The following is a 13,799-nucleotide window of genomic DNA, read 5'->3' on the forward strand; positions in this document are numbered from 1 at the left end:
GCGTTGCGAGCGCGTGGCGCGCGTTTTAGGCGCTAGTGCTGCATGCGGCGGCGGATGGCGACGCCGGCGGCCGCGATGGCGGCGCCGATACCGGCGAAGATGCCGACCGTGGCGACCTGGGTATCACCGGTGCCGGGGAGGCCGCTTGCGTCCTTCTTGGATGCATTGGCCTTCTTGGTATCGGTGGTCGTCGTTGTGGTCGTCGTAGAGGTGGAGCCACCGGCGGGCTTTCCCTCCGTGCCCTTCTTGGTAAGTGCGTCCTGGGTGGCCTTCAGCTTGTCAACGGCAGAAGCCACCTCGCTGGCGGAGGGGTCCTCGGAGGCGGCAACCTGCTTGGCCTCATCGAGTGCTGTCTGGAAGTCGTTCCAGGAGGCGTCGGTGTAGCCGTCATTCTTGACAGCGCCGGCGCTTTCGATTTGGCTGGCGAGCGCGGACTTGGCCTCATCAGTCGCCTTGGCGGCGAGGTTGGCCACGGCGCTGTTGAGCGCGTTCAGGGCCTGGGCGATGTCGTCGTCGGTGGCGGCGGCGTTGGCCTGGACGGTCTTGGCGGCGCTGAGGGCGTCGCTCATGGCGTTCCAGGAGACGGCGGTGAAGGCGCTCTGGTCGAGCTTCTCGGCCGCATCGATGGCGCTGTCGAGCTTGGTGCGGTCGGCCTTATGGGTAAAGATGAACTCGAGCGGGGTGTTGTAGCCGGTGGAGGTTACCTTGATGGTGTAGGTGCCGTAGTTAGCAAACACCTTGGTGCCCTGCTGCTGGCCTGCGGCCTTAGGCTTGGCGCTCTGCTGACCGCCGGCGACGGCGTCGAGGTTGATGGAGCCGTCGGCGTTGATGATTTTGACGGAACCGCGGCCGGAAGCGGCGTAGTCGGTGCCGTTGACGGTGACCGTGGTGATGTTGCCGATAAAGTTCTCGACATCGTCGCCCTCGTTGGCGGCGGTGATCTTCGAGGTGCCCTCATCGAAGGTCGCGACGGTCTTGTCGGTGGAGACGGTGAACTCACTCGTCACATCGGCGTACTTACCGCTCTCGTCATGGGCCACGAGCTTATGCTTGCCGGGCTTGAGGTTCTCGATGGAGAAGCTGCCGTCGGTGACGTCGACAGCGTTGCCATCGACGGTATAGGCGGCCTTGAAGTCCTTCGGGAACGTTGCCTCGATCTTGGCGGTCTTGGCGTCGGCTTCGGCGCTCGCCTCGACGTTGATCTCGGACTTGGAAGCCTTGACGGGGACGTAGTAGTCCATGGCAACGGTGTAGGTGCCCGTGGAGGTGTAGAACGTCACGTTCTTGATGGTCTTGCCCATCATGGACTTGTAGTACTGCGAGCTCAGCGGGCTGCCGTGAGACTCGTTGACCAGACCGCAGCTCCAGGCAATCTCCTTGCCCTTCCAGATGTTCTCGACAGCGCGCATGCCATAGCCCTCGCTGCTGCCGTCCGCATCGGCGGCATTGACCACGGCACCGTATACGGTCGCCTGGTTGCCGTCGGCGTCGACCATCTGCTCGCGCAGGTTCTCAAAGTCGATCTCGTAGTCGCCGTACTTGCTGGAGGTCTTAAAGGTGGCGGTGACGTTTGCAAGTTCGGTGGCTTTCTTGCCCTCGACAGCGCCAAAGTTCAGGTTGCCCTCGGAATCGGCGGTGAGCTCCTTGTAATTGGTCGGAACCTCGCCGGCGGGCAGCACGTAGTAAGAGTAGTTCGCAGACTCAAACAGGGCGTCCTTGCCCGTGTAGGTCGTCGTGGACTCCTTGCCCTTGATCGAGGTGGTGATCGTAACGGAGCTGTTGTCGGTCACGCGGGTGAACTTGGACCAATCGATGTCGCCTTCGCCCACCTTGACGGCAAACGTGGCGCCCGAGATATCCGTACCGTCGGAATTGACGTGGTAGGAACCGCTCGCCAAGCTGGAGCGCGTCTTCTGCAGCGTAGCCGAGGTCACGATGTCGGTACCGGCGTTGTTGCTCTCGGCGGCATAGAAATCGGCGTAGGGGATGTTCATGAGCACGTAGTCGCCGGCCTGGGGATACAGGCTCACGAGCGCGTCGAGCGCGCCCCGCAGGTGAGTGATCTGCTCGGCGGCCTCGGCTTCGCCCAGGTTTTTCTTGGCGAGCAGGTCCTTGGTCTCGGCAGTTTCGGTCTCGATGGACGAGGCGGTCCAGGAGTCCTCGGTGTACTTGGACTTATCGAGGGACGTCGCCTTGTCGTAGAGCTCCTGCAGCTGGGCCCTGGTGGCGTCGGTCACCGGCTCCTTGGCGCCCACGATGTTGTCGTCAGTCGCCTGGAAGGTGTAGGTGTAATCGTTGTAACCCAAGGCGTGGACGGTAAGCTTCCAGTAGCCGGTGCCGTTGGTGCCCTCGGGCAGCTGGCAGCGCTCAGATTTAGTGAGCCCCAGCTGAATGCCCATGGTCTTGTGCATCCAGTTGTCGGCCGCGAACTTGGTGCCGTAGGTGGCAAGGGCGTTGGTGTAGGTCTCGTCGTCGCCGTAATAGGTCCAGGTGACGCTTTGCATATTGGCGCCCAGGTCGCCATAGTTGCCGTTGAGGTCTACGCGCAGGAACTCGCCGTAGGAACCGCTCGCGTCCTTAACCGTGGGTTCAATGCCTGTGGCGGTCTTGAGCTCCTGGTTCTTGATGCCCGAGCCGGTGCCGGTGGCGGCGGCCGAGAAGCTGAAGGTCCCGTTGTTGTTGGTCACGGTCTTAAGGCCGTTGGTGTCGGCGTCGACGGCCGCAACCAGGCCGGAGTAAGCCTGGAGGTTATTTTCGCCGTAGCCGCCGGCGAGTGTCTCGCCATTGGCGACAAAGCTGTGGCTCGCCTTAAAAGCCTCCAGATCGCTGGTCTTGATTTTGACGGGAACGTACTTGAGTCCCGTGACCTCGTGACCCGTCATGGTGTACACCGTGCCGTCGGCTGCCGTCACGGTCTTAGCCTTGCTGTCAATAGAAAAGGCGTTGCCATCGACATCAACAAAGGACTTGCTGTCAGGATAATACGAAGGGTAAATTTTTATGCCCTCGGCAGTTTCGATCACGTCGGTGCACTGATAGCTGCCGCGATGCAGGCCGTGGTTAAAGGTTGCACGGGTCACCACGTCAAAAGCGCCCTTGTCGGCCTCGTTGCGGGAATCGAGCTCGCTCGACGAAGCGGAGGACCCTGCCGCCTGCACGTTTTCACCAGCCCAATACTCGGCCCACGTCAGGCCAGCGTAGCCGTAGGTGTACTCGTCGGTCGCAGGGGTCGACGGATTCTGCTCGTCATAGGCAGTCTGCAGGGCATTATCGACGGCAGCCTTGATGGCGTTGGACGAGATCGTGGCGGTCGAAACAGCATCGATTGAGGTAGTGTTGCCGGCAGTCTCGATTTGCTCGACGATGCCCTTATAGGACGTGCCTTTTTTGCTAAAACCGTTAACGGCCTTGTCCATGCGGTCCCAGTCATCGTCGCCCAAGCTACTGTAGTCGGCGACTTCGACCTTGGCAATTTTGCCAGACTTGACGGTTACGCTGACGTTGACGTCATACTTTCCATCAGCTGCGTTCCATTCGTCGCCAGCTTTATTGAGCGGGTCATTCGAGTTGGCCGTGGCCGTGCCCTCATACGTACCATCTGCGATTTTGGTCAAATCGTAGCTGGTCGAGGAGGATGCGGCGTCGTCAGAGACGGCGCTCAGGCTATACTCGGAGCTGAGGGACTTCGTTTCCTCACTGGTGGCGGAGATCGGCGCGTTGTTGGTAGCTTCGGAGCCGGTCTCCGTTGTTGCTGCTGCGGCAAAAGCGCTGGTAGGCATCATCGAGACGGTCATCGCAGCGATGAGTGCGCCTCGGCAGGCATTGCTGCCCACGGTGTTGAGCTTGCGCAGCACAGCGTTATCGTTGTGCATAGAACCTCTTTTCTATCGATCGGTCGTTGGGTGCTGCTCTCCTTTCCTGTTGCACCCGGATGGACAGTGGTCATGTGCGTCGCACATGATAGGTAACTGCCATAGAACTCATGTTGCTTACCGCAAAAAGTTAAAGGCAGTAAACAAAAATACCAGAAATTACCACTGGTTAACTTGTCAATTCAATTGTCGTTTGCCTGTAACGCAAGAGCGTCTGGCTTTGTTCGGCATTCGATTTGTCAGACAGGCCGGTCAGTTGGGGGTATGCTGGAGGGACCATCAACCCAGCGAAAGGGGAGAGCATGACGGATCAGGAAACGCCCGAGCGCGCGCATGTGACGGCCGATGATATCGAGGCCGCCAACGACCTTATCGACTTTATCGAGGCATGCCCCAGCATGTTCCATACGGCGGCGACCATTATGGCCGAGCTCGACGAGGCGGGCTTTACCTACCTGCCCGAGAATGCGGCGTGGGACATCGAGCCGGGCGGGCGTTATTACACGCAGCGCAACACCTCGAGCGTCGTTGCCTTTAAGGTGGGCGAGGACCTGGCCGCGACGTGGGGCGAGGACGGCGTTGCCGGTGACTATCATTTTCAGCTCACGGCGTCGCACAGCGACTCGCCGACGTTTAAGGTCAAGGCCGTGCCTGAGCTTGACGGCGCGGGCGAGACGCTGCGCCTGAACACCGAGGCTTACGGCGGCATGATCGACTACACCTGGTTTGATCGTCCGCTCGCGCTCGCGGGCCGCGTGTTGGTTCGCGAAGGCGACCGTATTGAGAGCCGCCTGCTCGCCACCGAGCGCGAGGTCGCTATCATTCCGAGCCTTGCTATCCATATGAACCGTGGCGTCAACGAGGGCTTTGCTCCCAACCGAGCCGTTGACCTGTGCCCGCTCATCAGCGCTGGCGACCTTAAGCAGGGTGACTTCGATGCCCTGATCGCTGACGAACTGGATGTTGAGCTCGAGCAGATTCTGGGCCGCGATCTGTTCCTGGTCAATCGTCAGGATGCGCGCATTTGGGGCTGGGCCGACGAGTTTATCTCGACGCCCAAGCTCGACGACCTGGCCTGCGCCTATACCTCGCTACAGGCATTTTTGGGTGCCGAGAATGCGCATGACGTCTCGGTCTTCTGCTGCTTCGATAACGAGGAGGTTGGCTCCGAGACCAAGCAGGGCGCCATGTCGACGTTCTTGGCCGACGCGCTGCGCCGCATCAACGGATCGCTGGGCTTTGATGACGAGTCGTATCATCGCGCTCTTGCCGCTTCGATGCTCGTGAGCTGCGACAACGCGCATGCCGTGCACCCCAACCACGCCGAGAAGTGCGATGCCCGCAACCGGGTTGTGCTTAACGGCGGCATCGTCATCAAGGAAGCCGCCAACCAGCACTATTGCACCGATGCCTTTAGCCGCGCGGTGTTCCAGGCTATCTGCGATGACGCCGACGTGCCCACGCAGGCCTTTGCCAACAAGAGCGATATGGCCGGCGGCTCCACGCTCGGCAATCTGTCCAATATGCAGGCGAGCATGCATGCCGTGGACGTGGGCCTGCCGCAGCTGGCCATGCACTCGAGCTACGAGACCGGCGGCGTGCGCGACGTGATGTACGCCATCCGCGCCCTCACCGCCTTCTACGAGCGCGACCTGACCATCAACGGAGCCGAAAGCGTGGAGCTCTAATACCTGCCAAAAAGGGACAGGTTCATTTTGGCAGGTTTTATCTGGGCGAATGCAAAGGGTGAAACCGAACTAGATCGGTGATACGTGGCCGCCGAGGTGCAGTGCGCCTCGGCGGCTTTTTGTGTACAGAGTACGGCTAATGCTTATAAATGCTATACATGCTTTACGTATCTACCATAGAGCTTTATGATATTTTGAAGTATTAAGGAGGGGCCATGACCACAACAGCCGCTCAGATCAACGTACGTCTCGATGCCGATCTTAAAAGGAGTGGGGACGCCGCTCTCTCCAAGGCCGGTATGACGCCGAGCCAAGCGGTGCGAGCGCTCTGGCAGCTTGCAGCGTCGCTGGCCGATCGCCCCGGTGCGCTCGAGGGTATCCTGCTGCCCAGCCGTGCCCGGGCGGAACAGCGCGAGCGCGAAAAGGCCGCCAAACGTAAGCTCGAGCTCATGGATCAGGGGTCGAAGCTGTTCGCTGCCGCTTGCCGTGAGTCGGGAATCGATGTGCTCAAGGCTCGACCATCGGATGACGAAGAACTCAAACGGAACGCCTATGCGGATCGCTATGGCGAGGAGATGAGCTGGCTCTATGAGTGAGGCTCCAAAGCGTATCTTGGTCGACACCAACGTATGGCTCGATTACTTCATTCCCTCACGACGCGGTCGTTCGGCGGCGATTGAGTTTTTGCGCGATGCATGCACGGCGCAGGTAGATTTGCTGTATGCGGCGACATCGTCCAAAGACCTGTTCTATTTAATTTCAAGCGAGCATAAGGCCTGGTATCGGCGAGAGCACGGTTCGCTTTCTCAGGATGCCGCTACGGCAGCGATATCGCTTGCATGGGATTGTCTTAGCGTGCTGTCGCAACTTGCCACGCCGGTACCCTGCGACCTGAGCGACATCTGGATGGCAAGCAGACAGCGTGAGCTCCATAGCGATTACGAAGACGATTTAATCATTGCGGCAGCGATACGCGCTCAAGCAGATCTACTGGTCACCAACGATGTCAGACTCTGTTCGCATGCGCCCGTCGCAGCAATGAACGTCGAAAACGCAAGAAACTACTTAGCAACGCTCAAATAGCTCTAGACCCCGCAGGTAGAACGCCGGAACCCTAATGCTCAATCCAACAACGTAAGGTTTCGCCAGCTTGAAGATGACGCAGGTTCTCCGCGGCGATGTCGACGACGTTATTGAGCGTGGCCTCTAGATGGAACCAGCCGGAGACGTGCGGCGTGATGAGCATGTTGGGCGCATCCCACAGCGGGCTTGTGGCGGGCAGCGGCTCGGGGTCGGTGACGTCGACCGCGGCGCCGGCGAGATGTCCCGACTCCAGGGCGGCAACCAGGTCGTCGGCAACCACAAGATCGCCGCGGCCGCCGTTGGCAAAGAAGGCGCCCGGCTTCATCGCGGCGAAGAACTCGGCGTTTGCCAGGCCGCGAGTCTCGGGTGTGCTGGGCATAAAGGATGCGACGATGTCGGCCTCGGCCAGGCGCTCGGGTAGGGCGTCCATGCCGTCCATGTCCTCAAACACGATGGGGTAGACGAGCGGATGGCGCTTGATGCCGCGGACGTGCGCGCCCATGCCGCGGCAGAGCGTGGCAAAGTGACCGCCGATATCGCCCGCGCCCAGCACCAGCACGTTGGCGTTTTTGAGCGAGGTAACTGGCCCCAAATCCTCCCAGCGATGCTCGCGCTGCAAGTCGTGATAGCCGGGCAGGCGCTTCATCATGGAAAGGACCATAGCAAACATGTGCTCGCTTACGGCCTGACCGTAGGCGCCGATCGAGCAAGACAGCTTGGCGTCAGCCGGCACGGTGCCAGCAGCAAGGTAGTCGTCATAGCCGGCGGTCTGCAATTGCAACAGCTGGAGATGCTCGCATGCCGTGAGCATGTCAGGGTCGATGTTGCCCAGGATCACGTCGGCATCGGCGACCTGCTCGTGCGTGGCGGCGTCGGCGCTCGTGTAGATAAAGTCTTCGCCCGGAGCGCTCGACTCAAGAATTGCGCGATGACGGTCGTTGACGGGCAACAAAACCAGAATGTTCACAAGCAGTCCTCTCCGCTCGACCTACCAAAAAGGACAGGTTTATTTTGGCAGGTTTTATCAGACAAAACGTTCAAACAAAAACGCCGGATGCAAGACGAGCGTGCCCGTCAGCATCCGGCGCATCCACAGCTACCAGCTGAGCAGCTCGTAGCCGTCCTCGGTCACCACGAGCTGTACCTCGCACTGGGCCGAATCGCTGCCGTCCTTGGTGCGCACGCACCAGCCGTCGCCCTTGCTGATCTTGATGTCGGGCGTTCCGGCGTTGACCATGGGCTCGATGGTAAAGACCATGCCCGGGGCCATGATGGTGTCCACATCGGGCGCCTCGGTGGTAAAGCCCACAAACGGGTCCTCGTGGAACTCCTTACCGATGCCGTGTCCGCCGTACTCGCGCACCACGCTAAAGCCGGCGTCCTCGACCGTCTTTTGCACGGCCTCGGCCATAACGGAGAGCGGCAGCCATGGCTTGACGGCCGCCAGACCCGCTTCCACGCTGGCGCGGGTGACGTCGACCAGGCGCTGACGCTCGGCAGAGACCTCGCCGATGCAGAACATGCGGCTCGAATCGCTAAAGTAGCCGTCCAAAATCGTGGAGCAGTCCACGTTGATGATGTCGCCCTCGTGCAGCACGTCCGTATCGCAGGGGATACCGTGGCAGACCACGTCGTTGATCGAGGTGCACACGCTCTTGGGATAGCCCTCGTAGTTGAGGTCGGCCGGCGTGCCACCGTGCTCGATGGTGTAGTCGTAGATCATCTGGTCGATCTGGTTGGTTGTCATGCCCGCGGCGATGTGCTCGCCTACGTAGTCGAGCACGCCCACGTTGATGGCGGCGGAGCGCTTGATGCCCTCGATGTCGGCGGGCGTCTTGTAGAGCGTACGGGGCAGAACCTCCCAGCCCTCCTCCCACAGGCGCTCGAGGCGCTCGTCGAAGGCGCTGTGACATTTCTTATATTTCTTGCCGCTGCCGCACCAGCAAGCGTCGTTGCGGCCGGGCACGGGTCCGTTGTCAAACATGGCTAACTTCCTTTCATTCGCAGCTAGTATAGCCCACCCACGCGTCCATAAAAGTTGCGGTGATATAGTCCCTATTTAAGCGGTTTAACAGCACAAATAGGAACTATATCACCGCAGCTGATGGGGCGGGATGGCAGCGCTGGCTGCTGCGTGGTTTTGCTAGTAGCTCACCTGGCAGGGAATGCCGAGGGCTTGGACGCGCGCGGCAATGGCGTCGAGCACCTCGGGCGCTGCTTTGGCAAGGCCGGCGACTGGCGTCTCGCGCGCGACCGTGTAGATGGTCGCCTCCTGCGGACGAATGCGCTCGAGCGCCGCGAGCCAAGGGCCGACATACGCTTCACCAGTGTTATCGAGGGGCTTGCCCTGGTATTCGCCATTCAAAAAGATCGTCTGGATAATGACGTGGCCGTTAAAGCTCGCGAACGTCTCGATTTGGTGCTCGACGTCGTAGGGGCCGACAGGCTGGTCGAGCAGCTGGATAAACGCCGGGTCGACCGTATCGAGCTTAAGAATGTTGTCGTCGACCATCATGAGCGCATCGTGTACATGGGGACGGTCGGCGCGCGTGCCGTTGGAGAGCACAGCAATCTTGGTGTTTGGGGCAAGTTCGTCGCGCAGTGCGACGGCACCGGCGATGGCCTGCGGAAACTCCGGCGCGGCGGTGGGCTCGCCGTTGCCGGCAAACGTGATCACATCGGGCAGCTCGCCCTCGGCCGCCATCTCGTGCAGTTTGGCCTCGAGCGCGTCGAGCACCATGGCGGCCGTGTTATACGGCTCGTGGCAGGGGCGCTCGGCGTTGAGACCGTTCTCGCAGTAGATGCAGTCGAACGTGCAGATCTTGCCCGATGCCGGCATCATGTTGACGCCGAGCGAAAGGCCCAGGCGGCGGCTGCGCACCGGTCCAAAGATGGGGCTGGCATTTAAAAACGTAGACATAGGCATATGCTCCTTGGGACAGCTGTGCCTAAGCATAGCATCGGTGCCAAAGTCTGATTCGGGCTTGTGCTTTTCAGGTTTCGATTTTTCACGCTGCCCTCAATGTCCACGCCATGAGAGGTTTCGGGTCGGGTACAGTTAATGTGTTAACAAGGCACAAGACGATGGGGCACAACATGGATTTTACGGTCGAGAATGCGGGCACCACGATCGCCTGTCGCGAGTATGCTGGCCCGGGCGTGCCGCCAGATGCGCCCGCCTTGGTGTGCGTGCACGGCGCTTGCGTCGATGGCGCATTTTTCGATGGCATCGCCCGCGAGCTCGCCTGTGACTACCGCGTCATTGCCTACGACCGCCGCGGTTGCGGCGAGAGCGGCGACGCTGCGGACGGACGCTACGACCTCGCCGTCCAGGCCGCCGACCTGCAGGCCGTTATCGAGCATATTGGCGCTCCGGCAAACGTGCTCGCGCACAGTGCCGGTACGCTGGTGACCCTGGAGCTTCTCCGTGCAAACCCCGCCATAATCTCGCGTGCGATTCTGCATGAACCCGCCGTGACGGATGAGGGTGCCGGCCTGGGCGCGGCCCCGGTTTTGCTCGAGATGATCGCCGCGGGAAAGGTCTCCAGGGCATTACGAGCCTTCCTAGGCGCCATCGGCGATTCGGACCCCGAGGCCCCCAAGTTAACCGAGGCAGAAGCCAAGCATGCCCTGCGCAACGGCCGCAGTTTCATGGCAAACGAATACGAGGCTACTATGAACTGTGTTCCCGATTGGGATAGCGTCCGCGCATCGAAAACGGTGGCCGCCGTGCTCTTGGGCGAGCTTTCGATTGACATGCCTCGCGAGGCGGGTACGAGGACGGCGGCTGAGCTTTTGGGCTGTCCGCTCGTAACGGTTCCCGGCGCGCACAACGGTCTGCGCGATCGCCCGGCAGCGGCTGCCCAAGCTGTCCGGGGCATCCTAGAGCTCTAACAGCCGCAATAATCAAACAGGCTTTTCCGTAAACGTTTCGGCTGTGTTAACAGAGGCGCTCAAAACCCAACGTCTGCGGCTTCAGCCCTACCGTCTGCCAACTCATGAAAAAGAAACGGTATTCACGTGCGTACCTGCATCGACAAGGTGCTACCCTTGTAACATTTGGCACCCACTGCTACCAAGCAAAACTATCGAAAGGGCCCCCTATGCTCAATAATCACGAGGCCAATCTAACCGACGAGGAGGCTGCCGCCGAGGTCGCCCGCGTCGCGAAGACCTACCCCGTGGTGCGTTTGCTGTCGGCCGATCAGATTAAGAGCGAGCCTAACTGCCTGCTCGCCGGCGATCGGTGTCCTTGTCTGCGTCAGTCAAGTCTTGAGGTTTTGGCAGACTCCGATGAGGTGTCGGAGCAGCTGCTCAATGATGGTATTGAGTACCGCGCCCGCCTGCGCCCTTTGATGGTTGAGGGCGAGCCTCACGTTCTGCTGATGGTGCGTCCGATTGATGAGCAAGAGGCCGCAGAAGAGGACCTTGTCTACACCGACGTGCTGACGAGTGTGCGCAATCGCCGATATTACGAGGAAAAGCTTCGTAGCGCCCGTATGCAGGCCGGCGTGGCCATGATCGACCTTGATGATTTTAGGGCCTTCAACGATACGTATGGCCGCCATGCCGGCGACCTTGCGCTTGGTGCCGTGGCGACGGCCATACGTGGCGGTATTCGTTCGACTGACGAGCTTGTGCGTTATGGCTGCGATAAGTTTGTGGCCGTCATGCCCAATATCCCCTCCGATGACTTTGCCCGTCGCCTGCGTCATGTAACCGATGCTGTTCATTCCACGATTATTCCGGGACATGAGCGCGTTAGCTTGACGGCATGCGTTGGTGGCGTTCGCATTCATGGCGAAACGGTCGATGAGGGTGTTAGCCAGGCTGTCCAATTATTGAGTCGCGCTAAGGCAAAAGCCGGTACGGTCGTGACCGATGGCGATTCCATCGAGACCTTCCAAAGCGAAAAGCCTTTGGTGCTTATTGTCGATGACTCCGAGATGAACCGAGTCATTCTCAACGAGATGCTCAAGGACGAGTATTGCATCCTCGAGGCCGATAACGGTCGTACGGCGCTCGATATGGTCGACCGCTATGGCGATGAGTTGTCGCTCATGCTGCTAGACATTATCATGCCGGACATAAGCGGCTTTGAGGTACTGGCCGATCTGTCGCGCCGAACGGGTATCGACAATCTGCCTGTCATCATGATCTCGAGCGAAGATTCCGATGATATGGTGCTGCGCGCGTACGAGCTGGGCGCCTCGGACTATATCAACCGCCCGTTTGGCTCCCGTGTCGTGCGCCGCCGTGTAAGCAACACCATCCGCCTATACGCCAAACAGCGCCGCCTGACGAACCTGCTGTCCCAGCAGTACAACGAGCGCGTCAAGAACAGTCGCATGCTCATCGACATCATGGCCGGCGTCATGGAGCTTCGCAATGGCGAGAGCGGCAGGCACGTTACGAACATCGAAAAGCTGACCGAGCTGCTGCTTGGCTGTTTGGTCCAGCGTAGCGGCACGATCTTCCTCGACAATGAGGAACGCTCCACGATCGCCCTGGCTTCGGCGCTGCACGATATCGGCAAGATGTCGATTGACGATGCGATTCTCAACAAACCCGGGCGTCTTACGCCCGAGGAGTTCGAGATCATGAAGACGCATACCACGATCGGCGCCGACATGCTGCTTGAGCTGGGTAGCCATCACGCCGGCAATGCGCTTATGGAATATGCGTACCAGATTGCGCGTTGGCACCACGAGCGCTGGGACGGCAAGGGTTATCCCGATGGCCTTAAGGGCGACGAAATTCCCATCGCCGCGCAGGTGGTTTCGGTGGCTGACGTGTACGATGCCCTGACGAGCGTGCGCGTGTACAAAGACGCTATCCCGCACGAGGAGGCGATCCGGATGATCCTGGACGGTAAGTGCGGCACCTTTAACCCGCTACTGCTCGACTGTCTGCTCGAGGTAAAAGACCGTATTGCCGAAACATTGGCGCGCCCCGCCGAGGTCGTTGCGCTCCCTACGATTTAGTTTGACCAAAGGAGTTTTTGATTCATGATTTCCATGCGTGAGGCGTATGAGAAGATCGGCGCTAATTATGATGACGCCTGCGCTCGGCTGATGGGTGAGGAAATGCTTGCCCGCTTTGCCCTCAAGTTTTTGGATGACGAGAGCATGGACAAGCTGGAGGCTGCCATGGCGGCAGGAGACGCCGAGAGTGCGTTTATGGCAGCGCACACGCTCAAGGGCGTGAGCCAGAACCTGGGATTTGATAACCTGTACGAGCCGGCGGTCGTGGTGACCGAAGCGCTGCGCGGCGCCGATGCCGTTGACGGCGCTCGCGAGGGAATGCATGCGCTGCAGCAGCAATATGCGGCAACGATGTCGGCCCTGCGCGTGGCGGCCGAGTAAGAGGCTGTGAGCCTTGATGACTATGAGCGTGGATAATCTCCCGTTTTAGGCCCCGTGGCGGTCTCAAAGTGGGAGATTATCCACGCTCGTTCGATACGTGTCCAAAAAACCACGCTCACCCCTTCTGATTAGTGAATTGCCTATGCGCACTGTCGGGGCTTTCCGCATGCAATCCATATCGTTGTTCGATAAACTGTTCGAATAACGATAGAGTCGATGAGGGTGAGTGTATGTCCAACAGCGTTCAGCGTATGGCCAAAGCGGGCGAAAATATCAGGAAGCTTGGCTTTTGCATGACGGTCGTTTTTGCGGGAATGCTCGTCGCTTTTGCTGCGTTGGTTGTTTACGTGATCTGGTATGCGGTTGCAAACGTTGTTTCTGTCGATTCTTTCGGTGTCGTGACGCTTCTCGATGGCGGGAGCATCGTTATCCCAAGCGGGCTGTGCCTGGCACTCGTCGTGGGTGTTTCGCTTGTCGTTTTGTGCGGAATCAGCCATAACATCTCTCGGGGCGTCTCGCCCTTTACCAAGGCGCATGTGCGGCTTATCCGTGTTCTTGCACTTGCCTTTGCTGTTAACGCCGTGGTTTCGTTTGTTGGTGCCTATGAATCGGTCAATCTCACCATTGGCGGACTGGAGCTTTACATCGTGCCTCATTCCTTCGTTATTGAGATTTGCCAAGGCGCTACCTTTGATGCGGGGTCGTTTATCGGCGCAGTTGTCTGCCTGTTTATCTCGGCGATCTGGAGTTATGCCTCGCTGCTCCAAGAGCAGTCTGACGAGCTTGTGTAG

11 protein-coding genes are annotated in these 13,799 nt (G+C 59.6%); 7 read left to right on the plus strand and 4 right to left on the minus strand.

Going from position 1 to position 13,799, the window contains the following annotated elements:
• Positions 1–32 precede the first annotated feature (32 nt).
• A complete protein-coding gene (locus AAAV21_RS03490) occupies positions 33–3,872 on the minus strand; it encodes a penicillin-binding Tp47 domain C-containing protein (protein WP_349107502.1) in 3,840 nt (1,279 codons plus the stop codon).
• Positions 3,873–4,174: 302 nt separating this feature from the next.
• Here AAAV21_RS03490 and AAAV21_RS03495 point away from each other — a divergent pair, with 302 nt between their 5' ends.
• From AAAV21_RS03495 to AAAV21_RS03505, 3 genes are all read left to right on the plus strand, one after another.
• A complete protein-coding gene (locus tag AAAV21_RS03495) occupies positions 4,175–5,560 on the plus strand; it encodes a M18 family aminopeptidase (RefSeq protein WP_349107505.1) in 1,386 nt (461 codons plus the stop codon).
• A 215-nt stretch (positions 5,561–5,775) separates the two neighbouring features.
• Positions 5,776–6,156, plus strand: coding sequence for a hypothetical protein (locus tag AAAV21_RS03500; protein WP_349107507.1), 381 nt, complete (start codon positions 5,776–5,778; stop codon positions 6,154–6,156).
• Positions 6,149–6,643: a PIN domain-containing protein gene (locus AAAV21_RS03505; protein ID WP_349107509.1), complete on the plus strand. Its 495-nt coding sequence runs from the start codon at positions 6,149–6,151 to the stop codon at positions 6,641–6,643. Before AAAV21_RS03500 ends, AAAV21_RS03505 begins: the two co-directional genes overlap by 8 nt.
• Positions 6,644–6,674: 31 nt before the next feature.
• On the opposite strand, the gene AAAV21_RS03510 is transcribed toward AAAV21_RS03505, so the two are convergent.
• The 3 genes from AAAV21_RS03510 to AAAV21_RS03520 all read right to left on the minus strand — a co-directional run bounded on the left by AAAV21_RS03510 (position 6,675) and on the right by AAAV21_RS03520 (position 9,563).
• Positions 6,675–7,610 (minus strand): D-2-hydroxyacid dehydrogenase, encoded by a 936-nt coding sequence (locus AAAV21_RS03510; protein ID WP_349107511.1) that lies wholly within the window; start codon positions 7,608–7,610, stop codon positions 6,675–6,677.
• Between the two features lie 129 nt (positions 7,611–7,739).
• Complete coding sequence (gene map, locus AAAV21_RS03515; RefSeq protein WP_349107514.1) at positions 7,740–8,627, minus strand: type I methionyl aminopeptidase; 888 nt, start codon at positions 8,625–8,627, stop codon at positions 7,740–7,742.
• A 159-nt stretch (positions 8,628–8,786) separates the two neighbouring features.
• A complete protein-coding gene (locus AAAV21_RS03520; protein WP_349107516.1) occupies positions 8,787–9,563 on the minus strand; it encodes a radical SAM protein in 777 nt (258 codons plus the stop codon).
• 176 nt (positions 9,564–9,739) lie between these two features.
• Here AAAV21_RS03520 and AAAV21_RS03525 point away from each other — a divergent pair, with 176 nt between their 5' ends.
• The 4 genes from AAAV21_RS03525 (at position 9,740) to AAAV21_RS03540 (ending at position 13,799) form a co-directional block, all read left to right on the plus strand.
• Entirely contained in the window at positions 9,740–10,537 is a 798-nt protein-coding gene (locus tag AAAV21_RS03525) for an alpha/beta hydrolase (RefSeq protein ID WP_349107518.1), read from the plus strand.
• A 209-nt stretch (positions 10,538–10,746) separates the two neighbouring features.
• A complete protein-coding gene (locus AAAV21_RS03530) occupies positions 10,747–12,627 on the plus strand; it encodes an HD domain-containing phosphohydrolase (RefSeq protein ID WP_349107521.1) in 1,881 nt (626 codons plus the stop codon).
• 24 nt (positions 12,628–12,651) lie between these two features.
• Positions 12,652–13,008 carry an Hpt domain-containing protein gene (locus AAAV21_RS03535; protein WP_349107523.1) on the plus strand — a complete coding sequence of 119 codons (357 nt, stop codon included), beginning with the start codon at positions 12,652–12,654 and terminating at the stop codon, positions 13,006–13,008.
• A 230-nt stretch (positions 13,009–13,238) separates the two neighbouring features.
• Positions 13,239–13,799: a hypothetical protein gene (locus AAAV21_RS03540; RefSeq protein ID WP_349107525.1), complete on the plus strand. Its 561-nt coding sequence runs from the start codon at positions 13,239–13,241 to the stop codon at positions 13,797–13,799.

The organism is Collinsella sp. CLA-AA-H302 (assembly GCF_040093305.1).
Lineage (GTDB): Bacteria > Actinomycetota > Coriobacteriia > Coriobacteriales > Coriobacteriaceae > Collinsella.